This is a genomic window from Prevotella sp. TCVGH (assembly GCF_023522295.1).
GTDB classification, from domain to species: Bacteria; Bacteroidota; Bacteroidia; order Bacteroidales; family Bacteroidaceae; genus Prevotella; species Prevotella timonensis.
In genome coordinates this window covers 24,204-50,506 of the sequence record NZ_QFFX01000020.1, presented here as the reverse complement: position 1 = coordinate 50,506, position 26,303 = coordinate 24,204, and the positions used below count along the sequence as shown (strand labels likewise).

The window sequence follows — 26,303 nt, the reverse complement described above, 5'->3', positions numbered from 1 at the left end:
TAAATATATAAATGGAACAAAGGTAATGATTTACAAGTAGTTGAAACGTTTTTATGCACATTTTTGTCACATTAGCCGGTTTTCTCTATAAATTCTGATAAGACAGAGCAACTTGACCTTGTCAAGATACGGACAGCCTTAGCTGGCTAAGGTATTTCAAGCATTTAACCATATCAACCGCCATGAGGCGGAATGATATGGTTTTCTTATTGATTATTTTTATTAAAATATAATGTCAAGTACAAAAATAGATATCGCTTTTGTAACTACAAAAGAACAGTAATGTTTTTTGAAAATATTGTTGAGTGAAGTAAAATTGCAAAACTTTCTATTTGCCCCTTTGTATTCAACACAATAAATTCGTAATTTTGCAATACATCAATTGTGGTAATGATAAAACTAAGGGATGCCTTCTAACTTTGCCCTTTTCAAAAGAAATATATGATGAATGAGAATCAACCTGTCACCGAATTTGCGAGAACACTACAAAAAGACCTTTACAACTACCTGCTATCTCTGAACAAAGTGGACACCCACCTACCCGATGCACCCGACATTGAAGAGAAGTGGCTACAAATAGCTAACGCTTATATGCCCGATGCTGTACGTGAATTTAATAAATACCCTACCGTTGTTTTTGGTTGGATGATGTACATTGGCATGGCTGTAGCCAAATATTGGGATGAAGATTGGGAACTATATAATAAGGTGGAAAATTTGTATCTCTATTTGCGCAACCGCATCGACTTTGATCACATGGACGACTACATACGTGAAAAAGTGTTGTGCTTGAACGCAGAACAAGCGAAAACACTACAATCCATCGTTGGCGAATGTGCTGCCCGCACCAATAACACTCTCCAACATTTTCCGATAACACATGGATCGGAAGATGCGTATCGTGCGGTAGTAACAGCTCTGCACCAACTATATTCTTTGGGAGCTGCCATACAACTTAAGTCCATGGGCTACCACATGACAAAATTAGAATGACATCGGTGGCTCATTCCTCTTCCTTGGCTCTTTCCACGCATGACAATGAGAATATGGAAATGACAGATTGACATATTCCTTGTCAGTATGCACTTAAATATTGTTTTTGGCATGGCATTTGTTTTTATATGAGCGAAACGATGAAATATGTAATATTACATGTGAACTCGTAAACTTATAAATTTATAAACTCGTAAACTAAAAAAAACAATATAAATATGGGAAAGATTATTGGAATTGACTTAGGAACAACAAATTCATGTGTTGCTGTATTTGAAGGCAATGAGCCTGTGGTAATTGCTAATAGTGAAGGTAAACGCACAACGCCTTCTGTAATAGGTTTTGTAAAAGATGGCGAGCGTAAGGTTGGTGACCCAGCTAAGCGTCAAGCTATTACCAACCCTGTGAACACCGTTTACTCCATTAAACGTTTCATGGGTGAAACTTATGCACAGAGCCAAAAAGAAGCTGAGCGCGTACCCTTTAAGGTGGTAGACGAAAATGGCTACCCAAGAATAGACATTGAAGGACGGAAATATACCCCACAGGAAATATCAGCCATGGTTCTTCAGAAAATGAAGAAAACCGCTGAAGACTACTTAGGACAAGAAGTTACCGATGCTGTGATTACCGTTCCTGCTTATTTCTCTGACTCACAACGTCAGGCAACCAAAGAGGCAGGCGAGATAGCTGGTCTTAAAGTTCAGCGAATTGTCAACGAGCCTACGGCAGCAGCTTTGGCATACGGTGTTGACAAGGCCCACAAGGATATGAAAATTGCTGTTTTCGACCTTGGTGGTGGTACTTTTGATATCTCTATCTTGGAATTTGGCGGTGGCGTGTTTGAAGTGCTTTCTACCAATGGTGACACACACTTAGGTGGTGATGACTTTGACCAAGTGATTATCGAGTGGTTGGCAGACGGTTTCAAAGCTGACGAAGGAATTGACTTGCGAAAAGATCCTATGGCTATGCAACGCTTGAAAGAGGCTGCAGAGAAAGCTAAGATTGAACTCTCAAGTACTACATCTACAGAAATCAACTTGCCTTATATCTCGGCAGAGGGAGGCGTGCCAAAACACTTAGTAAAGACGCTAACACGATCGCAGTTTGAGCAGTTGGCACATGACTTGATTCAGGCTTGCTTGGTTCCTTGTCAAAACGCTATTAAGGACGCTAAGCTATCCACATCAGATATTGATGAAGTGATTCTTGTAGGTGGCTCAAGCCGTATTCCTGCTGTACAAACCTTAGTAAAGAATTACTTTGGTAAAGAGCCTTCAAAGGGAGTGAACCCTGATGAGGTAGTTGCTATTGGTGCCGCTATTCAAGGAGCTATCTTGAATAAAGAGAGTGGCGTTGGTGACATCGTATTGCTTGACGTAACTCCGCTAACATTGGGTATTGAAACCATGGGTGGTGTAATGACCAAATTGATTGATGCCAACACAACCATTCCTACCAAAAAGAGCGAAACATTCTCTACCGCAGTAGACAACCAAACGGCTGTGACTATCCATGTATTACAAGGTGAACGTCCAATGGCATCACAAAACAAAAGCATTGGACAGTTTAATCTCGAAGGTATAGCTCCTGCACGTCGTGGTGTTCCACAGATTGAAGTAACTTTCGACATCGATGCCAATGGTATCTTGAATGTATCGGCAAAAGACAAGGCTACAGGCAAGGAACAGAAGATTAGAATTGAAGCTTCAAGCGGTTTGAGTCAAGAAGAAATCGACCGTATGAAGGCTGAGGCAGAACAAAACGCTGCTGCTGACAAGGCTGAACGTGAGAAGGTGGACAAGCTGAATCAGGCAGACTCTATGATCTTCACTACAGAGAACTTCTTGAAGGACAACGGTGACAAGATTCCAGCCGACCAGAAGCCTAACATTGAAAGTGCTTTGCAACAGTTGAAAGACGCACACAAGAATGCCGATGTAGCAGCCATTGATACTGCCATCAATAACCTGAATACCGTCATGCAAGCTGTCAGTGCCCAAATGTATGGACAAGCAGGTGGCGCTCAGCCAGGTGCAGACGCAGGCTTTACTGGTGAACAGCAAGCAGGTGGCGAACAGTCTCAAGGTAGCACAACCGACGACACTGTCCAAGATGCAGACTTTGAGGAAGTGAAGTAAAGCTGAATAAAAGCTAATTAGTAAATACAAGTGAATCCCAGTAGCGCAACAAGCTACTGGGATTTTTGTTTTCGAACAATGCTTAAATGTTGCTATTGTCAATCATTCCTATGCTTACATTTCTATCCAAACTTAGAATTATTAGATGCATTGGAATGATATGTGTTTGCAAAACTGATTTACAAGGATCATTTAATCTGCATTCTTTACGATAAAGGAGAAAGAGAAACACTATCGGATGTAAAGACTTATCAGCTTGAACTTGAAGATTGTCACTCGACTGGGACATTGCTAAAAAGGTTGGAATATATTACAGCACAGTGTTTCTGCATATTCGCAAATATTTATTATAAGGAAATATGGTGTGCACGGCTTACTTTTTGATGCCATATTCAAAAACATCTCGTTCGTCATTCCACTACCTTTTAAGCTGTATTTTGTCAATAAAATATCATAAAAATAAGTACTTCAAAATCTTGAAAATAGCTTTTCAATCGGTAGTAAAAAAAGGTAAAAGCACAAATTGTGTGGCAAAAAACTGACTGTCCGCAGTTCAAAAATGCAAAAAGCAATGACTTTTTCCCATTTTTTCATCTCTCCGCCGTGCTATGTCATGGTAATAGAGTGGCTATTCACACCACTTTCCCTGCCTATTTGTATGAGTTAATGCCCTTATCTCCATGCTTCAACTTTGATGAGAGCGTATCATAAAAACGAATAATTGCAAAACGCACTGATTTACATTGAATTATACGAGACTGAAAAATACGACGATATTTTCGACAAAAGTATTGATTGGCGAAAATAATCGAAGCATTTAGCATCATTTGTCAAGATATTTCTAATGGCGCCGAATCTATATCAGGCGAAAAAATGAGTGCCCCAACTATCAGTAAAAGTACCAAAAAGTAAACGGATAATGACCACATGTAACTGAAAGCAAAAGTGGATAGTCTGATACATCGGTATCTACAAAATAAAAATTGTAAATAGAATTGTAGATATATAACTTTTGACAGAGGAGGAGAAAATATCTTTTCTTTATTAGCTACCTATAAAATAATATTTATTATATTTGCATATAATCATATCACATTGATGGAAAGTCCAACCAACAGAATAAAAGAGGTGCTGACCGAAAAAGGGATTAAGCAAACATGGCTTGCAGAGAAACTCGGTAAGAGTTTCACTATTGTGAACTCATATGTTTGCAATCGTCGACAGCCAAGCCTCGAATTGCTATTTCAGATAGCAGAGATTTTACAAGTCAATCCAAAGGAATTGATTAACACCCCAGATGAGTAACTTTATTATGGTAGAGCATAAAAAATCTATTCGTTTTTTCAACGACCGTGAAGTGAGGGCGGTATGGGATGAGGAACAAAACTGTTGGTGGTTCTCAGCAACAGATATTGTTCGTGCTATTAACAATGAACCAGACTATACTAAAGCCAGTAACTATTGGCGATGGCTTAAAAGGAAGTTGAAGCAAAAAGATGTCGAAGTCGTGAGTGCCACTCACGACTTCAAGTTTGAAGCTCCTGATGGGAAGTTACGCGTGGCAGATGTTCTTAATAGTGAGGATGTTATATTGTTGGCAAAGAACTACCCCAACAATCGTGCTAATGACTTTCTTGATTGGTTTACCTACAGCGACAACACCATTGATGGGCAGAGTAAGAAAAAAGCTTATCAACTCTTTGAAAGTGGCATCTTGCAAACGGCAGAACCTGGCAGTATCAAGTGTCTGCAACAGATACATGCTTATCTCTTTGGAGGATTGTATGACTTTGCAGGACAAATCCGTACCAAAAATATTTCAAAAGGTGGTTTTACCTTTGCTAATTGTATGCACTTCCCTGCTACGCTACAAACGATTGAAAGAATGCCAGAAAACACCTTCGATGAAATATTGGACAAGTATGTCGAAATGAACGTAGCTCATCCATTTATGGAAGGCAATGGTCGCAGCACTCGTATTTGGCTTGACCTCATGCTGAAGCGTTCTCTCAAGCGGTGTGTGGATTGGAGTCAAATTGATAAGAACGAATATTTGTCTGCAATGCGTGAAAGTGTTTCTGATAGTACACACATCAAGGCTTTAGTGCTACCAGCACTCACTACAAAGATTGATGACAGAGAAATGTTTATGAAGGGTATTGACTATTCGTATTATTATGAGCAAGAATAAATTAACGAAGATCAAATCAATAAGTATAATGTTATATGGAAAATTACCAATGGATTTTTGATGGCATAGGAACTACCATTATAAGTACAATATTAGGACTAATCTTAGGGGGAACTATCGGTTATAAAATAGGTATCCACCAAAGGACTAATTTGAACCAAACTGCAGGTGATAATGCTACCCAAAGTCAATCAGGAATCGTAAATAACTATAACGGAAATGAGCAAAAGTGAACAAACTGCAGGCGATAATTCTACACAAGTACAAGCAGGTACTGTGAATAACTACTATAATACTACAAATATAGGCGGAATTGATGAAACACGTGCTCGTGATATTTGTAAAGAAGAATATGCTATTGCGAAAGCTAATTGGACTCATGAAGCTCAAGGTATTGCGCAAGAGCGTGTGATGGCACTAGAAGATAAAATAATGCCAAAGATGAAACAACATGATGAGGCTCTAAGAATTTTCGGTGATCCTGCTTTTCAATTTGTTATAAGAAAAGCGCAAATGTCAGCAGCGTCAAGTGGAGAAGAAAGAGACTTAGATATGCTTTCAGAGTTAATTGTGCATCGTGCTGAGCAAAATGGTAATAGAGAAAGGACGTTAGGAATATCAAAAGCAATTGAGATTATAGATCAAATTCCAGAATCTAGTTTAGTAGGGTTGTCTATTTTCTATGCGATAAGTAGGTATGTTTCAAATGCTTTTGATATACATATACAATTAAGAAATCTTGATGATTTATATAAGCAGATTCTTTGTGGTGTTAATTTACCTATAGGTAATCAGTGGATTGAGAATTTAGATGTGCTTTCTGCAATCCGAATCGGTTCATCAGGAATAGAATCATTCAAGAAGATGGAAGAATTCCTATCGAATAAATTAAAACACTTGCCTATTGGAATTGAGAGGAAATCAGTGGAATACAACGAAATCCTATTAGAATTGGGCGCTGTTGGATTAAATGATCTTAAAGAAAAAATCGAAGTTTCTAATGAGCAAAACGGAGGGAATACAAATACAGTGAATCTAACTTTACCTCTATTTAAGGAACATCCTCTTAGAGAAGGTTTCCTTTTATGTACGTATTCACCTGAACATTTTGCGGAAGGAAATACTATTACAGCAACAGTAAATATTGGATCACAAGAATTGCAAATACCATTAAATCGAGAACAATTTCTTGCATTTAAACATCTTTCGGAAATAACGTACAAGGATGGACGTAATATTGATTCATTAAAAACAAATCTTATCAAAGAATGGGATAAATTTGAAAATCTCCGAAATGCGCGTATATGGTGGAATCAACTGCCTATGTATTTTACTATAACTCCTATTGGAGTTGCTATTGCAAATGCCTATATTAGGACTAAATATCCTACAATTCCAAGTATGTATTAATTTTTGTTATAAATAAGATGACAACATCCAAGATATTTTCTAATCAATAGTACTCAAATTGAGGAAACTTATTTGTATCATGTAAATGTAAATCATTGATAATCAATATTGAATAATTTAGAGAAAGTGAAGTACGTACGAGATTAAAGTCGATGTATTCTTGTCAAGACATTTCTAAAGATTTCATATAACAGAGTCGTCATAACATTAACCATAAAATACAAAACACCATGGACAAAGATTTATTAAAAAAGCTGATAGCCGAACCAGGGAAGAAGCATCAGGTTGCAGATTTTGAAACTGATGATACGGCAACATTAACCAAAGACCAAGGTAAGAAGCTGCTCAAAGAGAATATTAAGGTGTTGGCTTCTCTGCAAGACAAGCTCTATGCTTTTAACAAATATGCTGTGCTGATAGTGTTCCAAGCTATGGATGCAGCTGGCAAGGATGGAACTATTAAGAATGTGATGTCGGGCATCAATCCACAAGGATGTCAGGTATTCTCTTTTAAAAAGCCATCGGATAAGGAGCTGGATCACGGATATTTGTGGCGCATACAAAAGAATGCACCTGAACGGGGACGCATCGGCATCTTCAACCGCTCGCATTACGAGGACGTACTGGTAGGTAGAGTTCATCCTGAAATATTTGTAGGTGGACAAATTCCTGGGATAGACAAAATAGACGATGTCAATGAAAAGTTTTGGGAAAAACGCTATAGCCACATTAATGACTTTGAACGCTATCTCACAGAGACGGGAACAGTTATCATCAAGTTCTTCCTCAATGTGTCGAAAGAGGAGCAAAAGAAACGATTCTTAAAACGACTGAACAGGGAAGAAAAGAATTGGAAATTCTCTTCCGCAGACTTAGAAGAGCGCCAATACTGGGATTGCTATATGGACGCTTATGGCAAATTGCTGACCAAGACATCCACTGATTATGCTCCATGGTATGTTATACCAGCTGACCATAAATGGTTTATGCGCTATGCCGTTAGCAATATTATCTGTGAACGCTTGGAAGAACTTCAGATGAGTTACCCACAACTCAGTAAAGAGGAAACCGAACAACTAAAAAATTATCGTGAGCACATCATGAAAGAAGAGGAAGAAAGTAAGAAAAAGTAAGAAAAATTCTATCAAGTTTCATAAGTATGAAGTTTGTCAGAAATCATTTGTAAATATTTGTCTGCATGCTTTGTTAATTCATTTATTTTCAGTATATTTGCGATACAAGATATAAATTTGAAAGCAATACTTGTCTACAAGTAAAAAAGCATCACCCTTTAATTTAAAAAAACATGGATAAAGAAGAAATGAAAAAGACTGCTGATGAATTGAAAGATAAGGCAGAAAAGAAAGTCGATAAAGTTGAAAATCAAGTAGAAAAAGCTGCTGATAAGGTTGCAGAAAAGGCTGACAAGGCGAAAGATAAAGCCGAGGAGGTTGTGGATAAAGCTGAAGAGAAGGTAAAAAAAGAGATTGACTCTTTAGAAAAGAACGAACATGTTCAAGAGGCGAAACAGAAAGTTGAAAAGGCTCTAAATGAGACGAATAAAGACGAGAACTGTGAAAAGGCCAAAGAAAAAGTGGAAGAGACAGCTAAAAACTTGAAAGAAAAAGCAAAAGACACAGCCGAAGATGTGAAAGAGAAAACGAAGGAAGCTGTAGAAGACGTAAAAGACACTACGAAGAACGTAGTAGAAGAAATACGCGATAAAACAAAAGAAGCTTCTGAAACGGTGAAAGAAAAAACAGAAGAACTTGCTGAAAAGATGAAAGACAACGAGAAAGTTCAAGAGGCAGCTAAATTTGTCAAAGAAAAGAGTGACGATGTCAGTCAGACTGTTGACAAGGCTGCTGACAAAGTTGAGCACTCAAGCTTTTGGCAGAAACTGAAAGACATTTTCGGATTTAAATAACTAACTGTCCATAACTCCACGCTGAATGACAAGTAAAGGCTGCACTCTGATGAGTAGGGGCTTTACTTGTCATTCTTCATTTTATCTAACTTGTCAACGGCATCTGCCAAGTCAAAAGCAAAGGTTTCTGGTTGCTGCAAATATTCCTCTCTTCCCTGTGACAACAGTGCATATAATTCTTGATTCATACGCTCCACATACGAACTAATAGCATATTCTATGTCCTCTTTCTGCCACTCCATGGTGGAATTACGATATACTTGCCACTTCTGATGAAAAAAGCAGTAAGCGGTCTCGATACTATCTTTGGTTATCATGAGGGGAAGTTTTTAAGTTGACGAGTTAACAAGTGCAAAGTAGATAAGTTTCGTCCATATACAGAACTCATAGACGGTTACCAAAATCTTTTATGCTCCGTAGAATAAGAGTATCCCGCAGCAGCCAGACGCTTTTCCAGATCTTCCCTATCAACATTGAAGTGATAACAGATTTGGTCAAGATTGTCGAACTCCTCATCACGCAACAAAAAATTAATGGCGGACACCAACATCGGTATATCATGTAATGGTAAATGATCCATGTTTCTTTCTCCTATCAATTAATGAATGCAAGCAAAACTACAACTGCTGGCACCACTGTCCCCTGCGACCAAGAGCCTCAAACGGGCATGGCTTATGGGGAGTACAAAGGTAAATAAAAAATTATCATCAATATTGATAAGCGTTAAAAAAAACGTTCGTCGAAAAAATATGATGGTGTCATAGTGTCTGCATCCTGCTTTTTTACTAATTTTGTAGCCAGTTTCTTATAACTCATTCTTTAGTAACGCCTTCGAAGCAAGAAGGCAAGACGTTTTTTGTATTTATGAACATTTGGAAAAAATGTGTATTATGCTTGGTCGCCTTACTGTGTCTTGCGGCCTCAGCCCAAAAGCGCATCACCATCAGCGGATATGTCAAGGACATCCACTCCAGTGAAACACTCCTCGGGGCAACCGTTCAGGACGCTATCAGTCACATGGGGACCACAACCAATTCGTATGGATTCTACACGCTGACGCTCCCCGCTGGACAAGTTCAGGTGAGCTATTCGTATGTAGGCTACGCACGCATGCAGAAGTCATTTGTGTTGAACAAAGACACCGTCATCAACATCCAACTGGCACCATCCGCCAACCTGCCAGAAGTGGTGGTATCATCGGCGAAAGACAATGCGGGAATCCTCGCCACCGGCATGGGCGTGACAGACATCGGTGTAAGCCAGATAGAGCACACGCCCTCACTGCTTGGTGAGACGGATGTCATCAGAACCATACAGCTCATGCCTGGCGTGCAGCCGGGATCAGATGGTGGATCGGCTTTCTACGTCAGGGGAGGCAATGGCGACGAGAACCTGATTTTGCTTGACGGCACGCCCATCTACAAGATTGACCACCTGTTTGGCTTCTTCTCGGTGTTCACACCAGAGGCCTTAAAGAAGGTCACCTTCTACAAAAGTTCCTACCCCGCACGCTACAACGGGCGATTGTCATCGGTCATCGATGTGAGGACAAAGGATGGCGACATGAACCACTTTCACGGAACGGCATCGCTGGGTTTGCTCACCAGCAGGGTGCAGTTGGAAGGGCCTATCGTAAAGAATCGCACATCGTTCAACTTCTCGGCGCGCACCACCTACATCAACTGGGTGCTGCAACCGTTTATGAAGGGCGACGAGAAATTTGGCTACCAATTCTACGACCTTCACTTCAAGCTCAACCACCGCTTCTCGCATACGGACCGTTTGTATCTGAGTGTGTACCGAGGACACGACATGTTGAAAGAAGACTACAAGGACCGCTACAGCTCATCCAGCTTCGAAATCAATTCTGCCTACGGCGACGACATCAACTGGGGAAACACCATCGCCTCACTGCGATGGAACCACATCTTCAGTAACAACCTCTTTGCCAACATCACAGCTGCCTACAACCATTACAACATGCACTTGGACAGCTACGAACACTCGTGGCGCACCGACATACTTGAGAAGAGCAGCGCCAGCTACCAGTCGAAAATACGGGACTGGTCAGCCGCCATCGACTTTGATTACGAGCCGCTTCCCTCACATAGAATCAAATTCGGGTCGTCCTACACCTATCATACCTTCAGCCCAGAGACTTCTGGAAACAGCTTCACCGAAGAGGGAAAGGATGGAAAGGTCAACAGATCGGGCGAGTATTCTTCCCCCAGCAATCCCATCTACGCTCACGAAGCCTTAGCTTATGCCGAGGACGATTGGCGGATTCTGCCATCGCTTACCCTCAACGCTGGTGGGTCTGTGTCAATGTTCCATGTCAGAAATAAGTCGTACCTCACGTTTCAACCGCGTGTTTCGCTGCGCTGGCAAGCCCTGCCCGACGTGGCATTGAAGGCATCGTACAGCGAGATGTCGCAATATATCCACCTGCTCACCTCGATGCCCATTGCCCTTCCCACCGACTTGTGGGTTCCCATCACCGACAACATCAAACCAGAAAGGTCGAGACAATACAGTGTTGGCGCCTACTACACAGGCTGGAAAGGATGGGAACTGTCGGCGGAAGGCTATTACAAGCTGCTCAACAACGTGCTGGAATACAAGGACGGCATGAGCTTTATGGGATTCTCGGGCAACTGGGAGCGTTTGGTCAGCATGGGCGAGGGACGTTCAAAAGGCATCGAACTGATGTTGCGACGCACTACAGGACGCGCAACAGGCTGGCTGTCGTACACGCTTTCCAAGAGCGACCGAAAGTTTAGCAAGGACAGTGGCGTGAATGGTGGAGAGCGATTCCCCTTCACCTACGACAGGCGACACAACGTAAATATGGTAGCAAACTGGAAGATGACCAAGCGCATCGACTTGGATGCGACATGGTCGTTCTACTCCGGAGCAACCGCAACGATTTCCTTGCAGAAAGGATTTGAGATGACTCCCGAAGGCACGGAAGAGAGTAGCTATGTATCAAGTCGCAACAACTACAGACTTCCGCCTACGCACCTGCTCTGCTTAGGCATCAATTTCCGCAAGACACTGAAACGAGGCGTTGAGCGAACATGGAACGTCAGCGTGTACAACGCCTATAATGCAATGAACCCAAACTTCATACTCAGAAAGACTGACGAGTACGCAAAGGAACAGCCGAACAAGCTAACCAAATTCACGTTGCTACCCTGTTTGCCGTCATTCACCCTCACTTATAAATTCTAATGACAATGATCAGAATGAAAACTTACATATATTGTTGCCTCTCGGTCATGCTCTTCGGTTTGTCAGCATGCGAGAACGAGTTGGAGCTTGACACGAAGACGGCCAGCAAGCAACTGTCGGTAAATGGATTCATCAATGCCGACAGCACCGTTAACAGACTGTTGGTGTCGTTCACGGGCATTGATCATCCTACGATTGTCACCGATGCCACTATCAAAGTATCGGTCAATGGAAACCTGCGCGAGACCGTTCGTGAGCTTCCAGCGGGTTCGGAGCAATACATTATTCATGGCCGTTTCAACCCAGGCGACCATGTACGCATCGAAGTATCTACACCTGACAACAACTATCAGGCTACTATTGAGGAAACGGTGCCGCAGCCCATTGACAAGATTGAGCGTATCAGCACCGAGTTTGTCAAGGATGTAAGCTATGTGGACGAATATGAAATGGCGCGAGTAGACAACCTGTATAAGATTAGTCTCTCATTTCAAGACAACGGAAAGCGAGCCGATTATTACCGTCTGACGCTGGCTGGATACCAGACAACCATGAACACACAGTTTAACTACACGCTACACAGAAAAGAGGCCACCTACCGATATTTCGCCAGCGACATGGGCAGTTCGTACATTGCCACGGGCGACCCAATCATCATGGAAGGCAGAGTCTACACACCTTCAACCGACATGGGCTTTGCCTCACCCAACAATGTGATGAACCGGCTGGGCGTCTTCAATGATCTTTTGTTCAACGGAAAGGAATGTTCCATCAGCGTATATTCCAAACTGTACCCATTCAATAGGATATCTGATCCAGATATAAAGACATCGCTTGACCTGGTAGCAACCATCTCATCGTACACATCAGCGGCCTATTACTATCTGAAGGCCATGAATTTGAAGAAGTCAACATACTATGATGACTACAACGACTTGACCGGTCCCATCAAGATGCCATCCAATGTAAATGGCGGAACAGGCTTGGTAGGATTCTATACTTCGACTTCAATACCAGTTCATGTCTATGGAACTTATCGATATCCGCACCTATACGAGTGATAGGATAGGAAGACAAAAGATGCGAAATGCCGTGTATCAATGCTCCAATCGTGATATTGATACACGGCATTTCCGTAAAATCATATAGGTCACTCAACAAGTTTCTCGCACAACCTGCGTTGCAACACGCGGGCATCGAGGACAGACATCTCGCTGCTCATTACGGCAAATGCCAAGTCGTGTCCGTTGCTTCCACGGCAATAACCCGCCAGTGAGCTGATGCCATAAGGATGAGACAGGGTACCCGTCTTGGCGTGTATCTTTCCCCCTGTCTTTGGTCCTGTCATCTCATGAGCCAACGAACCATCTACACCTGCAATTGCCAAGTTCTGCATGAGCATCGTATAGAGATTCTTATCCTTATAGCCATACACGAGAATCGCCGTCAACGCTTGGGGAGAAAGATGATTGTAAGTACACAAACCACACCCATCGTGTACGACCAATGAAGTGTCGGTCATACCGAGATCTTCCCTTAAAAACTTTCTAAGATATGCAACTCCCGTGGCTGTTAGGTCGGCTTGCGTGTTAATACGGTTGCCAATGGTGTACAGCAGTGCGGTGGACTGGGTGTTGGAACTGTTCTTCCACATGCGCTTAACAATGCGATGGATAGGGGTACCGTATCTGTAAATAACCTTTGAACCAGCAGGCATCGTACCCAACACCACCTGACTATCAGCGAAAGCGATACCCTGAGTGTGCATCACACTCTTCAAACTCTTCATCACCCGAGGCGCACCTTTGTAAAACAAACCGTATCGACTGAAAGATAAATCCCAAGGATACCAATGCTCTTCGCTTTTCACAGGTTCCTGTATCACGAGATCTACATAAATCTTGCCATTCACCTTATTGATTCCTCGCTTCTTTGCAGCCTGCCCAAATCGCACAAGTTCCTGTTCGGTGAGCTGTGGATCAAGGCTTCCCTTGAAGGTCAGGTCGCCCTGAAGGACACCATCAGACACCTTTCCTCGCTGATACAAGCCTGTAATGTACAGATAGTCGCTGCCCAAGAGGTGAAGACCCGCCACGCCACAAAGCAACTTCAAGCACGAGGCTGAAGGTTGTGATAAGGTTTCTTGGTAACCATATACGGGCTTGTCCGCTGTAAGGTCGTACACATGAAAGGCAAACTTACCCTGCACCCTGCGGTCTTGTGCGAATGCTGCCAACCGAGAACGCAGACTATCGTCAATAGCAATATCAACTTGCTTTTCTTTTGTTTCTTTCCGGTGCTTATCACCACAAGCCATGAACAGCAGCACGATACTCATCAAAACCAACACCGAAGTTGGCGCCACCGCCATCTTTCTAAAGATTTTCCTCATAGGTTGCAAAGTTAATCAATTCTTTCCTAAACAGCTTATCGAAAAGGAGAGAATGAGAAACGCCTTGCTACTCGTCTACTCAAATGTTAGCTCACCAAAGAAATCTGGGCGATGAAAATCGGGCTTCTCTATATCAATAGGATTCCAAGACAGAAAATGTGGTTTCTGTAAGGCATCGCCACACTTATAGAAATTGGCACGAATAGTTCGCCCACTCAAGGGTTTTATTTGATGTTGGAAGAATGTACTCAAAGGGATGATAAGTGCCAATTGCCAATCGTATGTTCCCACTCGTTCCTCAAAAGAACTACGTCCAAAAGTTGACCAACGGTCAATCTTTTCAAGAACTGATAGTGGAGCCAACTCGCGTCCTTCTCTTCCTTTGCCACAACCCACTAAAATGGTACCTGCACAATTACACTCTATATTATAATAGGTATCATCATCTGCAGGCTGTGAAAAGAATTCGCAGCATGAATCTTCCCAAACACGTCCGTTATCCTCGGTCGCCACAGCTCGCACGCTGTCTTCAGACACACAGTAGTGCAAATAAACAGCCACCTCATCATGAGCCATACGAAACCGCACCTGCGGTGTATATGGATATTGCTCACGCCAATTGGCAACCGAAATAGTCTCAAACGCAATCTTCTGAGAATCCATGATGCCAGGTATCATCGCGGCTGCGGATGGACGTTGGTGCAATTTTTGTATATTTAATGTCTTCATTCCTATTGGATTTCATTTAAGCATGCCTTGATAAATGTCCTCATTGCTGGCTCGTGTGTACAAGCACTTCTGAAGAGACAGAGCTGGTTTTTGGCACGAACTAAATTATGCTTGTCATACTTAATTTTATAATAGGTGTCACCATTGATATAATCTGCCAAGAAGCGCACACATTGCATAAATGGGAACAATTTGGCTGCGTAGGGTAAATTTTCTATTTCAATGGGCTCTAAAAAATGATGAGCAGACTCTAAATACCCTTTTGTAAACGCCTCGAAGATATCCATTCTAAAGTCTATTTTATCAAATTCGGAGGAATCTTCGGCTACCGTATTAGCCCCTGTTCGTAAGAAATCGCCATAATCTGAGAAGATAAAGCTCGGCATGACAGTATCTAAATCAATGACGCAAAGCACGTTGCCATTCTCGTCAAACAACATATTATTCACCTTGGTATCGCAGTGGCAGATACGCTTTTTCAGTTTTCCATCACGATATAACTGTTCTGCCTTGCACATCTCGTTGGCATGTGTCTCTAATTCGTCCAACATATCTTGCACTTCTGCCACCCTGCCGACGGGATTAGCCTCAACAGCTTCCCTCAGCTGATTCATACGCAGTTCCATGTTGTGAAAATCAGGTATCGTCTCGCCTAATTGTTCCGGTACATCTGTTAGCATTGACTGAAAATGCCCAAATGCCTTGCCTGCATCGTACGAGTGAGCTGCATCTACTAACTCATACGTTTTGGCATCTGGGATAAATACACTAATTCGCCAGTACTTGCCATCACTATCCTTAAAGTAGGTCTTTCCCTCCTTCGTTGGAATGAAACGAAGCACCTTTCTGTCCAACTCAGACTCACCTTGTTTTTGTAGTTTTTCACGAATGTGATTGGTCACCACCTCAATATTGTGCTGTAGCAAATCAACATCTGTAAACACTTCATTATTCACACGTTGCAAAACATAATCGGGAAAATTATCCTCTTTTGTTTCAATCTTATAAGTGTCATTGATAAGTCCATTTCCTAAAGGTGAAATTTTACTAACAGTTCCCTCGATGAGGAAAGGGCTAATCACTTGGTTGAGTTTTTCGGTTTCCATACAATTGTTTTTATTTATTGCTTATTATAAAGATTTAGATTTGTGCAATATTAGCTATTTGCACACCTCGTTTAACAAAAACGACAGCCACAAAATTATAAAAATATTATGATTTTCCCAAGTTCTAAGCCTACAAACTTATTTGATGCAGCTGATGTAGCCATTTCCCAGAAAACAACCGATATAGGAAGATACATCCTCTCAAGCATAATTCTATGGCCATGGCTATCCATACTCCCTTCAATCCATACTGTGGCGCCAACATTGCTGCTAACGTAAGTCGAACGCACCACATGGACAGCAAGTTCATGATGGCAGGTTTCAAGGTGTCGCCAGCACCTACACATACACTATACGTCACAATGGCAGCTGCAAAGAATGGCTCTGCAAACGCCTCAATTCGCAAGCTCTGAATGCCCAACACACGGATTTCCTCAACAGGTGTAAGAATACCTATCATTTCTGGTGCAAAAATATACATCAACACTGCCATGACGGACATCACTGCCATTCCTAAAAATACCGTCATATAGGCAAAACTTTTACACACGTCATAACGCCCCGCACCCACACTTTGTCCTACAAGCGTAGTTGCTGCTTCGCCAATTCCATAACCTGGCATATAGCATAAACTTTCTGCCGTTATGGCGAAAGTATTGGCTGCAATTGCAACTTTGCCCAACGGTGCCACAATAATGGTACTCACAATCTGTGCACCACTCATCAATATGGATTGAGCCGCCATGGGTGCACCAATTTTCAAGGCATTTTTAACGTAGTTACTCATCCACCGAAATGGCTCGTGATCTTGTCCAAGTGACAGTATCTTATTACGAAAAATGGCAAAATAGGCTTGAAGTAACGAACCTATTAAAAAGGCAGTAGCCGTACCAAATGCGGCGCCCAACACGCCCAAATGCAACACATAAATGAAAAAATAATTAAAGACGACGTCCATCACGCACATCCCCACGCTGATAATACTCGGAATGTGCATATTTCCAGAGCATTTTAGCATGGCTCCTGTCAAGCTGGCGAGTTGCATGAAAGGCATGGCTAATCCAAACACTAAGAAGTAAAGGGAGGCATCACGTGCAATATCCGATGTACCTCCCAGCCAAAAGGGTAAGGGTTGATAAATAAAAAGTGCAATGAAGGCTATTACCACACTCAACATCAGGGTACAAATCAGTCCATGCCGAAACACTTGTCGGGCTTTCACAAAATCATTGGCTCCAATAAAATGGGCTACTTGCACCGAGAAACCCATCGATGCAGCGGCAGTAACACTGCCCAATAGCCACGTGGTACTTTCCACTAAACCGATAGAAGCCGACGCCTCGGTGCCTAAATGGCCTACCATGGAGGCATCTATAAAGAACATTAACACAGTGGTTATCTGCGCAAGAATTGACGGAATACTCAACTCTACAATTAAATTGAGCTTTTCGCCTCGCGTTAATGTCCTATTTTCACGAATATTCGCTAATAAAGCTTCACTTTTTTTACTCGAAAACATTCCTCTTTATTCTCGCACAAAGATACAGATTAAAATTTACATATACTGAAATTTGAAAGAAAATCGCAAAAGACAAACAAAAATATCGCTGCCGATTTTTGGAGTGAACTTGAAACGATGAAAGCGCTTTCAAAACAAGTTTTTTGTCGTATAAATTTACCAAAAAACGACTATCTAAAATCTGCGAAATAGAAAAAATCAATAGGCAAACGACCAACAAAATGATGCCGATTTTGATAAAATTGAGGTCTCTTCGTGTTAGAACATTAACTTAACGGTCTTGGAAACATGTATTAGAGGTGTTATTCACATACCATAGCAGCCTTAAAGCATGCAAATTCTAAGCTTATATCAATGCTTTAATCGACAAAAAATCGTAAAAATGAGAATGAAAAGAAAAGATATCAGCGTAACATCTTCAACAGCAACAAATTATGAACATCGCTCATTTCTCGCGTATTTGCGACCCACTTTGCCGTTGGTTGTTTTCACGCGAGTTTTGAGAGGCTCTTTGTAAAGAATTTTCTGATTTAATTATCCTTCCATAGAGCGTTCCACCAGTATTACATACACGACATTGTCGGTGCTGTTTTTGATGTGGAGACCGTTATTAAATAAAAGACTCGCTATAACAAAAAAGCGACTCACTTTGTCTGTGAAATCGCTGTTGATATTCTATTTAATCATGAAGTTTCTCAAAAAATGGGGGAATCTTCTTCGAACTGTTTGTCCCACCCCCAGCATAGCCAGTGCAGCAATGCTGCAACTTGGCTTTTCATCTTGTCCTAAACAATCTTTTTCCTGTCTTTACTCCTTCTCTATGGAGTCTACCGCTATTGAAGATTTTTCCTTACTAACAATCCTAGATTTTACCTCTAAACCATCTACCTATTGGTTATCCTTTATCTTCGACCTTGAACTAATATCCTTCTTTTTACCTAACGACTAATACCTTTGTTACCCTTACTGTCTTTTCACCTTATCTAATACCTGACGATACCTGAATATTCGCTTTTACCTTAAAAACTAATAACCTAAGTATATCTCTCAAATAATATCTTTAATCGTATTCAATGGATGCCTCTCGGCATCTCCTTTTTGTCTTATTGACGTTGCAAAGATACGGCTGTTTCCGCACACAACAAAGAAAAATAGGACAAAAGGCGATGAAATATATTGATTCTTGACCTAAATCAACAAAACCGAGTTAAGCATATCCACCCCGACCGTATGCAGTACAAAGTTGCCAAGAAAAAGAAAGCGAACAGTTTCAACATAAAACTGCTCGCTCAAATATCATTTTCAACGGTGCAAATTACCGCTCTATCCACTTTCCTGTGGATGCGCTGGCTCGAACTGTAGGAGCCTCTGCACGATAAAAGCCTGCTAATCCGATATCAAAAATAAGGGTTGAATAAGCTGGAATAGTTCCGTTCGATTGCTCTTTGTTACCATACCCTAACTGGTGTGGTATATACACTTCCCAGCGATCTCCTATCGTCATATGCATCAATGCGGTGGTAAAGCCATCTACCAAACCATTCACTGCAAACTTTGCAGGACGCATTGTCTGTGGATTGTACTTACCATTATAACTACGGTCAAAGACATAACCTCCTGTATAGGTCGCAGATGGGATTAAACGTCCCCGATAATTCACCTTGACCGAATCGGTGTACAAAGGACTTCCTGATGTGCTGCTCCCTGCATTCAATATATGTACAATGATATAATCTCCCAAGTTCGCATGAAAATGTTGGTTATCTTCTGGCAATGACCACTTACGGATAATCTTCCAACTTTGGTCTCCCTTGGCAATACGCTGCTGCGTTGAGGCATACAACTGGTTAAAATAGGTCTCATTCTTATTTTGCCAATCGGCAAATTCCTCTACCTCACCATCATTTTCGCTACATGCCGCCATGATTCCCATTCCCAATAAGAGCATCATGAGATATAACAACTTGTTTCTTTTCATATCTAATATCTTAAGCTTGTAGTTTTTTCAGCAAGCTAACAATGCTTACCTTATCTTCAATATGCGCACACAGCTCACTAATGTCGATGCGCTCTTGCTGCATTGTGTCACGATGGCGCAAAGTTACCTTGTTATCTTTCAACGTATCGAAGTCGACTGTGACGCAATAAGGTGTTCCCACTGCATCCTGACGACGATAACGCTTACCGATGGAATCTTTCTCGTCATAGCTGGTATTGAAGTGGAATTTGAGCAAATTAACTATCTCGCGAGCTTTTTCTGGCAATCCCTCTTTACGCACCAAAGGCATCACTGCACACTTTACAGGTGCCAAAGCGGCAGGTAGACGTAGCACAATGCGCTTGTCGCCTCCTTCCAACTCCTCTTCTTGATAGCTGTGACACATCACAGAAAGGAACATTCTATCCACACCAATAGAAGTCTCAATAACATAAGGTACATAACTCTCGTTGGTTTCAGGGTCAAAATATTTGATGCTCTTTCCACTAAATTTCTCATGTTGTGAAAGGTCAAAGTTGGTACGTGAGTGCACACCTTCTACCTCCTTAAAACCAAATGGCATCTTAAACTCAATATCGGTGGCTGCATTGGCATAGTGAGCTAACTTCTCGTGGTCATGGAAACGATAGTTTTCCGCACCAAAGCCTAAAGCTTGATGCCATGCCATACGCAGCTCCTTCCATCGCTTAAACCAGTCCAGTTCTGTGCCGGGTTTCACGAAAAACTGCATTTCCATTTGTTCAAACTCACGCATGCGGAAGATGAACTGACGCGCCACAATCTCGTTGCGAAATGCTTTACCTATCTGAGCAATACCAAAGGGCAACTTCATTCTACCCGTTTTTTGCACATTAAGATAATTCACGAAAATTCCTTGTGCCGTTTCTGGACGCAAGTAAATCTTGTTCGTGGCATCCGATAGCGACCCCATCTCGGTTGAAAACATCAAATTAAACTGTCGTACCTCCGTCCAGTTCTTGGTTCCACTAATAGGGTCAACGATTTCCTCGTCTACTATAATTTGTTTCAATTCATCCAAATCTGGTCCCTGCATCGCCGCAGTATAACGCTCATGTAAAGCATCGCGCTTGGCTTGATAATCCAAAACACGTTTGTTGGTTGCCTTAAACTGCGCCTCATCAAAAGCATCACCAAACCGTTTGGCAGCCTTTGCCACCTCTTTGGCTATCTTTTCTTCATATTTGGCGATTTGGTCTTCTATCAAAACGTCAGCACGGTAGCGCTTTTTAGAATCACGATTATCTATCAATGGGTCGTTAAACGCATCTATATGTCCACTGGCTTTCCAGATAGTAGGGTGCATGAAGATAGCCGAATCAATGCCCACAATGTTATCGTGCAGCAGCACCATGCTTTTCCACCAATATTCTTTGATATTTTTTTTCAGTTCAACGCCATTCTGACCGTAATCATAAACGGCTGCCAATCCATCGTATATATCGCTACTGGGGAATACAAAACCGTATTCCTTACAGTGGCTCACAATCTTTTTGAAAACATCTTCTTGTGCCATTTCTTATATCCTATGAGTATATTTTATCGGACAAAGGTACGCAATATTTTTGAGTACTTGGCTATCTCAGCTTAAATTCTTTAGATTTTTGCAACGGTTCTCTTATTTATAAGAACTTTGTTCCTTTACAAATACCGCTTTATAACGTATCTGTGACAAAACAGCATCAACCAAAAAACATCCGCGACACCCTTATGAAAGAGCGCCGCGGACGTATAAATAATTTAAGAGCATGCTATAACGAGAAATACTATTTAATCTCGTGCCATCCCTCATTTTGTTCTATCCCATGATACCGCACCTCCGACCAAGGTATGGGATAGTAATATTGGTTAGCTCTAAATACCCGTTCGGCAGCCTGACTCTTCAGGTCGCTGACTGTATAGGTAGTTGTACCATCTGCTAACTTGACAATCTTCATGCCCTGCAAAGGGTTAGTGGAACCGTTCAATTTATCGAACGCTGTTCCCAATCGAAGATAATCCCAATATATAGACTCCTCGAAAGCTAACTCCACACGACGCTCATGAAGTATCTGCTCAAGCGTAATGGAGGGCAAAGCGTCCATGTGCACTCTCTTTCTAACCTCGTTAACAGCCTCCAAAGCCTTGGCAACATTGCCCACACGGAACTGAGCCTCTGCATAATCGAGCAGCGCCTCAGCATATCTCCAAATGATATAATGCTGTTTGCTGCCATATTTGCTATCACCGAAAAGCTCTGTTTTAGGGTCAAGAAACTTACGCATGTAGTATCCCGTGCGTGTTACAGCAGCGTTACGACTGGTACCGTATTTTGTAAGGTCAGCGCCAGGCACCTCCTTTCCCTTATCCACAGCATAATGTATCTCAAACTCATGTTTGTTATACGTTGAGCCATCATAAGTAATATTGGCGTAAAAGCGATAATCACGATTAGCGTACGGATGTTGTGCGTCATAGGTTTTGCCATCTCGCATACCATATTCATCCACGTGATTCTGGGTGGGAACATAGGCACAACTGGTTCCAGCAAAGAATGGTGAGGCAGCATCTTCGTCGAGACGGTGTCCGAAATCATCTACAATACCGTCAGCACTGTGTTGAACCTCATAGATAGACTCCGAACTGTTGTGAAGTCGGAAAAGTGAATTGTAGCTCTCGGCTATCTCACTTTCGGTATTGCCTGTAACTGGCACTAATGAGTAGCATCCCAAACGCATCAATTCTTCATAGGCATTAACAGCTTTTTGCATCATCTCTTTGGAACGGTCAGACTTGAAGCCGTAGATGGTTTTGCCCTTGTTTTGGAACGCTGGCGACCCCACCCAGAAGTACGCTTTGGCCTTGAGCATGATAGCTGCACCCTTTGTTACACGTCCCACATTCTCTGGTTCGTTTCTCACGGCGAGTAGACTGGCTGCTTTGTCGGCCTCCGAAGCGATATAAGCCACCATCTCCTCGTATGAGGAACGCGGGAATTTGCGTTGATCATTCAACGGGTCGTACAATTCTTGAATAAGCATTGGTGCACCAAAACGACGGAGAAGTTGGTAGTAATACCATCCCCTAAAGAAGTGAGCCTCACCCAAAACACGATTTTTATGTGGTCCATCGGCTATTTCGTTTGCATTGGCTAACAGCCTATTGATGTGCTGTATCATTTCATAGTCCTTGCCCCACTCATTTAAGCCCGCAGTATTGATAGCTTCTTCTTCGCCAGCAACTTCCTCAGCGAAAATAGTACGGCTCCATTCTGTACGCGAGTAGGTGATTTGGTCGGTAAACCATCCTGTGTACGGCTTTGACAGATAGCGCAAGAACCAACTTGTGGACATCATTGTACTGAAGCCGTTGGAGATGTTGTGATACCATACTAAACTGTACTCGTCCAAAAGGTTGGGGCTTGCCCAAATACTCGGCTCCGCAAGTTTATCAACAGGCGCGTCGTTAAATAGGTCGTCACAACCTGTTGTCACAAAAGTAAGCGACAAAGAGGCAAAGCCAGTCAATATATATTTACTAATTCTGTTCATAATCATAAGTTTATGTATTCCTTGTTTAGAAACCAATATTCGCATTGATACCATAAGTGCGCTGGATAGGATATCCTCGCATCGATTCGGGATCCATGTACTTGAGCTTGCTCCATGTATAAAGGTTGCCACCCATCAATGATATACTAAGCGATGATAGTTTGAGTTTGCTCAACACAGAAGAGGGCAGCGAGTAGCCAACACTGACAGATTTTAAGCGTACAAAACTGTTGTCTCGCACCCAGAACGATGACTTTTTACGGTTGTTGTCTCTTGCCGTTGCCAACTTGACACGTGGAAACGAGGCGTTGGGGTTATCGGGAGTCCAACAATCTGTGAGATGGTAATCCTGGAACTTGGGCAAGCTGTTGTTTTCTAATGAGTACATCTCGCTTACATATTGCTTGAAACCTGACACTCCTTGGAACATGACACTCACGAAGAACCCTTTGTAGCTCGCACCCAAACGTAAACTTCCTGTGAAATCAGGATATTGTGAATCTCTGAAAGGTTTCAAGTCTTTGTCATCCAAAACGCCATCATCGTTCTGATCCTTGTATTTGATATCACCAGGCTTTATCGTTTTGTTTTTGCCTTTGTACGTTCCGTCTTGGTTAAGTTTCCAATTATCGATCTCTTCTTGCGTTTGGAACAAACCTAACGACTCGTACATCCATGTGGTTCCAGTGCTTTGACCCTTTCTTCGCATGTTTTCCAATTGGTTGGATTCATCGCCCCAGTCTATCACCTCGTCACGTCCTAATGACAGCGTGAGTGCAGCGTCATACCTAAACTTGTTGATGCTGTTTCTGTGCGTGAGCGTTAAATCCCATCCCCAAGCCTTCAACTTACCAAAATTCATCAATGGTACACTACCATTGGTACCTGTGGAGGCGGGGTACAAATAGTCGGGAGCAGGTGTCAGCATATCCGTGCGGTAGCGAACGTAATACTCGTAAGTAAGCCCAAACCTGTTATCCCAAAATCCAAGGTCTATGCCAACATTGTAATCGCGGTTCTTTTCCCATGACAAGCGTGTATTAGGATAATTTCCAGTAGCCACGATAACTGCGGGTTTGAACACGCCGCCAACATTATAGCCATAAGCGGGCGAATAAATGTATTTAAGCAAGTATGAGTAATCTTGCACACTTCCATCACGCCCTAACAAGCCAGTAGACAAACGAAACTTAACATTGCTCAACACTTTCTGTCTCCAACTCTTGAAAAACTCTTCATTAGAGAGAATCCATGATGCAGAGACTGTTGGGAAAAACGCCCAACGATGATCGGGGTGGAACTTTGTAGATCCGTCCATACGGAAGCTGAACTCAGCGAAATATCGATTAGAGAATCCGTAAGTGGCACGCCCAATCAACGATGCACGCTGTACTTCGCTGTCAACTCCATGCAACGTTCCCGTATTGGTAGAACCAAGAACCTCGGGATATAAACCTGGCAAGTCGTGGTTGGTTCCATCCATAGATTTGCGCTTATAAGATTGATAGTTAGCCACTAATAATCCTGTAACATGATGTTTGCCACCAAACGTGCGGTCGTAATTGGCACCAAATTCTATCAAGGCGTTATCAACAAACTGGGTTCCCTGATATACACTTATTTTGGCTTTAGGATAAATAGTAGTCTTGTCCACCGTTATCTCCTTGTTTTTTTCGTTGTATAGATACAGCGTAACGGGGTTGTTATAGTTCTTGTTTAACGAGCTATTATTATCAACGGTTACCCTTCCGTAAACCGATAGTCCCTTAACCCAAGGCAATTCCCACTTGAGATTAGCCGTAACGGTGTTCATCTTGGTTGTCATTTGTTTATAACCTCCTAATCCACGCACCGATATCAAAGGGTTGGCATGACCGATACTTGCCAAATCGCCATTATCATAGACAAACGGTTGAGTCGGGGCATAACTGTATGCTGCGTCGATAGTGGTGTAGCTTGTGTTCTTATATTCTGAACGAACGCCACTCATGTCAAGCGATAATGTCAATCCTTTGGCTAACGTGGCATCGAGCTTTGCAGCGTAATTGAAACGATCGCGTCCTACGCCACTATACAATCCCACCGTATTGGTATAGGCACCAGAAATGTAATACCTTACAAACTTATTACCACCAGAGAGAGATACAGCGTTTGTGGTGGACGTTCCGTGCGATTTCAAATAGTCGAGCAAATTGGTATCAGCATATTTATTGGGCATGGATTGTGTCCTAATTAGCTCCAATTCTTCCTCTGTATAAGGCTGAGCGTTTCTCACACCCTCCACCGCTTTGTTATAGAGCTTGGCATATTCGTAGCTCTTTAGGAAATGAGGGAATTGCGTAGCTTCTTGGATATTAAACTGTCCACGATAGTTCACACGCACTTTAGAGTCGCCAGAGGCGCGTTTTGTTTTAACGAGTATAACGCCATTGGCGGCGCGCACACCATAAACGGCAGCGGCAGCAGCGTCCTTAAGGATGGAAATACTCTCTATATCATCAGGATTGAGGTCAGACAGACGCTGTTCTCCCTCTGTGGTGTTCTCCGAAAAACGAGGAATACCATCTATGACCAACAATGGCGAACTGACCGCTCCCGACATAGCACGAATACGAATGGTAGCTTCTCGAGCCGCACCTGGGTCGCCAGAGAGTGACATTACTTGCAAACCAGCCACCTGACCATTCAAAGCTTGGTCGAGGTTGGGGGTGGGCATGCGCAGTAGGTCTTCGCCCTTCACCGTCTCGATAGAGCTCGTCAGCGCCGACTTTTTCTGTGTTCCGTAACCCACCACGACGAGCTCATCCAAGTTTTGAGCGTCTTCTTTCATCTTGATGTTTAAGAGTTTGCCAAGAATGGCTTGCACTATCATCTCTTTATAACCTAAATAAGACACGACAAGGTTGTTCTTTCCCTTAGGCATCACAATCTTGAAATTGCCGTCCTTATCAGTAATCACACCTGTTTTTTCTCCTTGTGCTTTCACCGCTGCTCCTATGATAGGAGTGCCTGAGGAGTCAACAACTTTCCCTGATACGGTGATGTCTTGTGCCAATACAGGCATGAAACACACAACCGACAACAGCAATGTTAACAAAAAGAATTTTCTCATAG

The 26,303-nt window shown here is 42.3% G+C and carries 20 protein-coding genes; 10 read left to right on the top strand and 10 right to left on the bottom strand.

Going from position 1 to position 26,303, the window contains the following annotated elements; translation table 11 throughout:
- Positions 1-444: 444 nt before the first annotated feature.
- From DEM91_RS05625 to DEM91_RS05590, 8 genes are all read left to right on the top strand, one after another.
- Complete coding sequence (locus tag DEM91_RS05625) at positions 445-993, top strand: hypothetical protein (protein ID WP_410525625.1); 549 nt, start codon at positions 445-447, stop codon at positions 991-993.
- A 218-nt stretch (positions 994-1,211) separates the two neighbouring features.
- Entirely contained in the window at positions 1,212-3,137 is a 1,926-nt protein-coding gene (gene dnaK, locus DEM91_RS05620) for a molecular chaperone DnaK (protein ID WP_195252386.1), read from the top strand.
- 1,098 nt (positions 3,138-4,235) lie between these two features.
- A complete protein-coding gene (locus DEM91_RS05615; RefSeq protein ID WP_040557045.1) occupies positions 4,236-4,442 on the top strand; it encodes a helix-turn-helix domain-containing protein in 207 nt (68 codons plus the stop codon).
- Positions 4,435-5,328, top strand: coding sequence for a protein adenylyltransferase Fic (gene fic / locus DEM91_RS05610; RefSeq protein ID WP_195254088.1), 894 nt, complete (start codon positions 4,435-4,437; stop codon positions 5,326-5,328). Before DEM91_RS05615 ends, fic begins: the two co-directional genes overlap by 8 nt.
- A 35-nt stretch (positions 5,329-5,363) precedes the next feature.
- Positions 5,364-5,561 carry a hypothetical protein gene (locus DEM91_RS05605; RefSeq protein WP_036906346.1) on the top strand — a complete coding sequence of 66 codons (198 nt, stop codon included), beginning with the start codon at positions 5,364-5,366 and terminating at the stop codon, positions 5,559-5,561.
- Entirely contained in the window at positions 5,548-6,738 is a 1,191-nt protein-coding gene (locus DEM91_RS05600; RefSeq protein WP_195254089.1) for an LPO_1073/Vpar_1526 family protein, read from the top strand. Before DEM91_RS05605 ends, DEM91_RS05600 begins: the two co-directional genes overlap by 14 nt.
- A 230-nt stretch (positions 6,739-6,968) precedes the next feature.
- Entirely contained in the window at positions 6,969-7,871 is a 903-nt protein-coding gene (locus DEM91_RS05595) for a polyphosphate kinase 2 family protein (RefSeq protein ID WP_249858263.1), read from the top strand.
- Between the two features lie 173 nt (positions 7,872-8,044).
- Positions 8,045-8,665 carry a hypothetical protein gene (locus DEM91_RS05590; protein WP_249858262.1) on the top strand — a complete coding sequence of 207 codons (621 nt, stop codon included), beginning with the start codon at positions 8,045-8,047 and terminating at the stop codon, positions 8,663-8,665.
- A gap of 62 nt (positions 8,666-8,727) precedes the next feature.
- Here DEM91_RS05590 and DEM91_RS05585 read toward each other — a convergent pair whose 3' ends face one another.
- Positions 8,728-8,982 carry a hypothetical protein gene (locus DEM91_RS05585; protein ID WP_249858261.1) on the bottom strand — a complete coding sequence of 85 codons (255 nt, stop codon included), beginning with the start codon at positions 8,980-8,982 and terminating at the stop codon, positions 8,728-8,730.
- A gap of 77 nt (positions 8,983-9,059) precedes the next feature.
- Positions 9,060-9,215, bottom strand: a complete 156-nt coding sequence (locus tag DEM91_RS05580; protein ID WP_345945831.1) for a DUF4250 domain-containing protein — start codon at positions 9,213-9,215, stop codon at positions 9,060-9,062.
- 314 nt (positions 9,216-9,529) lie between these two features.
- Between DEM91_RS05580 and DEM91_RS05575 the strand changes: the two genes are divergently transcribed.
- Positions 9,530-11,896 (top strand): TonB-dependent receptor, encoded by a 2,367-nt coding sequence (locus DEM91_RS05575; protein WP_249858259.1) that lies wholly within the window; start codon positions 9,530-9,532, stop codon positions 11,894-11,896.
- 14 nt (positions 11,897-11,910) lie between these two features.
- Positions 11,911-12,957: a DUF4249 domain-containing protein gene (locus DEM91_RS05570; protein ID WP_249858258.1), complete on the top strand. Its 1,047-nt coding sequence runs from the start codon at positions 11,911-11,913 to the stop codon at positions 12,955-12,957.
- An 89-nt stretch (positions 12,958-13,046) separates the two neighbouring features.
- On the opposite strand, the gene DEM91_RS05565 is transcribed toward DEM91_RS05570, so the two are convergent.
- The 8 genes from DEM91_RS05565 to DEM91_RS05530 all read right to left on the bottom strand — a co-directional run bounded on the left by DEM91_RS05565 (position 13,047) and on the right by DEM91_RS05530 (position 26,301).
- Positions 13,047-14,288, bottom strand: coding sequence for a D-alanyl-D-alanine carboxypeptidase/D-alanyl-D-alanine-endopeptidase (locus tag DEM91_RS05565; protein ID WP_249858257.1), 1,242 nt, complete (start codon positions 14,286-14,288; stop codon positions 13,047-13,049).
- 75 nt (positions 14,289-14,363) lie between these two features.
- Positions 14,364-15,017: a carbohydrate-binding family 9-like protein gene (locus DEM91_RS05560; RefSeq protein WP_249858256.1), complete on the bottom strand. Its 654-nt coding sequence runs from the start codon at positions 15,015-15,017 to the stop codon at positions 14,364-14,366.
- A gap of 2 nt (positions 15,018-15,019) precedes the next feature.
- Positions 15,020-16,123 carry a phosphotransferase enzyme family protein gene (locus DEM91_RS05555; RefSeq protein ID WP_008123445.1) on the bottom strand — a complete coding sequence of 368 codons (1,104 nt, stop codon included), beginning with the start codon at positions 16,121-16,123 and terminating at the stop codon, positions 15,020-15,022.
- Between the two features lie 130 nt (positions 16,124-16,253).
- Positions 16,254-17,642 carry an MATE family efflux transporter gene (locus tag DEM91_RS05550; protein ID WP_249858255.1) on the bottom strand — a complete coding sequence of 463 codons (1,389 nt, stop codon included), beginning with the start codon at positions 17,640-17,642 and terminating at the stop codon, positions 16,254-16,256.
- 1,315 nt (positions 17,643-18,957) lie between these two features.
- The gene (locus DEM91_RS05545; protein ID WP_008123447.1) at positions 18,958-19,620 is read right to left on the bottom strand and encodes an FKBP-type peptidyl-prolyl cis-trans isomerase; all 663 of its coding nucleotides are present in this window, start codon (positions 19,618-19,620) and stop codon (positions 18,958-18,960) included.
- A gap of 10 nt (positions 19,621-19,630) precedes the next feature.
- On the bottom strand, positions 19,631-21,175 hold the full coding sequence (locus DEM91_RS05540) for a glycine--tRNA ligase (RefSeq protein ID WP_249858254.1): 1,545 nt from the start codon (positions 21,173-21,175) through the stop codon (positions 19,631-19,633).
- A 250-nt stretch (positions 21,176-21,425) separates the two neighbouring features.
- On the bottom strand, positions 21,426-23,189 hold the full coding sequence (locus tag DEM91_RS05535; protein WP_249858253.1) for a RagB/SusD family nutrient uptake outer membrane protein: 1,764 nt from the start codon (positions 23,187-23,189) through the stop codon (positions 21,426-21,428).
- A gap of 25 nt (positions 23,190-23,214) precedes the next feature.
- Complete coding sequence (locus tag DEM91_RS05530) at positions 23,215-26,301, bottom strand: SusC/RagA family TonB-linked outer membrane protein (RefSeq protein WP_249858252.1); 3,087 nt, start codon at positions 26,299-26,301, stop codon at positions 23,215-23,217.
- Positions 26,302-26,303 lie beyond the last annotated feature (2 nt).

What these genes read in the sequence shown, in the direction of transcription:
- DEM91_RS05625 (WP_410525625.1), top strand. Translation starts at nt 445, where the DNA reads ATGAATGAGAATCAACCTGTCACCGAATTTGCGAGAACACTACAAAAA.
- dnaK (WP_195252386.1), top strand. Translation starts at nt 1,212, where the DNA reads ATGGGAAAGATTATTGGAATTGACTTAGGAACAACAAATTCATGTGTT.
- DEM91_RS05615 (WP_040557045.1), top strand. Translation starts at nt 4,236, where the DNA reads ATGGAAAGTCCAACCAACAGAATAAAAGAGGTGCTGACCGAAAAAGGG.
- fic (WP_195254088.1), top strand. Translation starts at nt 4,435, where the DNA reads ATGAGTAACTTTATTATGGTAGAGCATAAAAAATCTATTCGTTTTTTC.
- DEM91_RS05605 (WP_036906346.1), top strand. Translation starts at nt 5,364, where the DNA reads ATGGAAAATTACCAATGGATTTTTGATGGCATAGGAACTACCATTATA.
- DEM91_RS05600 (WP_195254089.1), top strand. Translation starts at nt 5,548, where the DNA reads ATGAGCAAAAGTGAACAAACTGCAGGCGATAATTCTACACAAGTACAA.
- DEM91_RS05595 (WP_249858263.1), top strand. Translation starts at nt 6,969, where the DNA reads ATGGACAAAGATTTATTAAAAAAGCTGATAGCCGAACCAGGGAAGAAG.
- DEM91_RS05590 (WP_249858262.1), top strand. Translation starts at nt 8,045, where the DNA reads ATGGATAAAGAAGAAATGAAAAAGACTGCTGATGAATTGAAAGATAAG.
- DEM91_RS05585 (WP_249858261.1), bottom strand. Translation starts at nt 8,982, where the DNA reads ATGATAACCAAAGATAGTATCGAGACCGCTTACTGCTTTTTTCATCAG.
- DEM91_RS05580 (WP_345945831.1), bottom strand. Translation starts at nt 9,215, where the DNA reads ATGTTGGTGTCCGCCATTAATTTTTTGTTGCGTGATGAGGAGTTCGAC.
- DEM91_RS05575 (WP_249858259.1), top strand. Translation starts at nt 9,530, where the DNA reads ATGAACATTTGGAAAAAATGTGTATTATGCTTGGTCGCCTTACTGTGT.
- DEM91_RS05570 (WP_249858258.1), top strand. Translation starts at nt 11,911, where the DNA reads ATGAAAACTTACATATATTGTTGCCTCTCGGTCATGCTCTTCGGTTTG.
- DEM91_RS05565 (WP_249858257.1), bottom strand. Translation starts at nt 14,288, where the DNA reads ATGAGGAAAATCTTTAGAAAGATGGCGGTGGCGCCAACTTCGGTGTTG.
- DEM91_RS05560 (WP_249858256.1), bottom strand. Translation starts at nt 15,017, where the DNA reads ATGAAGACATTAAATATACAAAAATTGCACCAACGTCCATCCGCAGCC.
- DEM91_RS05555 (WP_008123445.1), bottom strand. Translation starts at nt 16,123, where the DNA reads ATGGAAACCGAAAAACTCAACCAAGTGATTAGCCCTTTCCTCATCGAG.
- DEM91_RS05550 (WP_249858255.1), bottom strand. Translation starts at nt 17,642, where the DNA reads ATGTTTTCGAGTAAAAAAAGTGAAGCTTTATTAGCGAATATTCGTGAA.
- DEM91_RS05545 (WP_008123447.1), bottom strand. Translation starts at nt 19,620, where the DNA reads ATGAAAAGAAACAAGTTGTTATATCTCATGATGCTCTTATTGGGAATG.
- DEM91_RS05540 (WP_249858254.1), bottom strand. Translation starts at nt 21,175, where the DNA reads ATGGCACAAGAAGATGTTTTCAAAAAGATTGTGAGCCACTGTAAGGAA.
- DEM91_RS05535 (WP_249858253.1), bottom strand. Translation starts at nt 23,189, where the DNA reads ATGAACAGAATTAGTAAATATATATTGACTGGCTTTGCCTCTTTGTCG.
- DEM91_RS05530 (WP_249858252.1), bottom strand. Translation starts at nt 26,301, where the DNA reads ATGAGAAAATTCTTTTTGTTAACATTGCTGTTGTCGGTTGTGTGTTTC.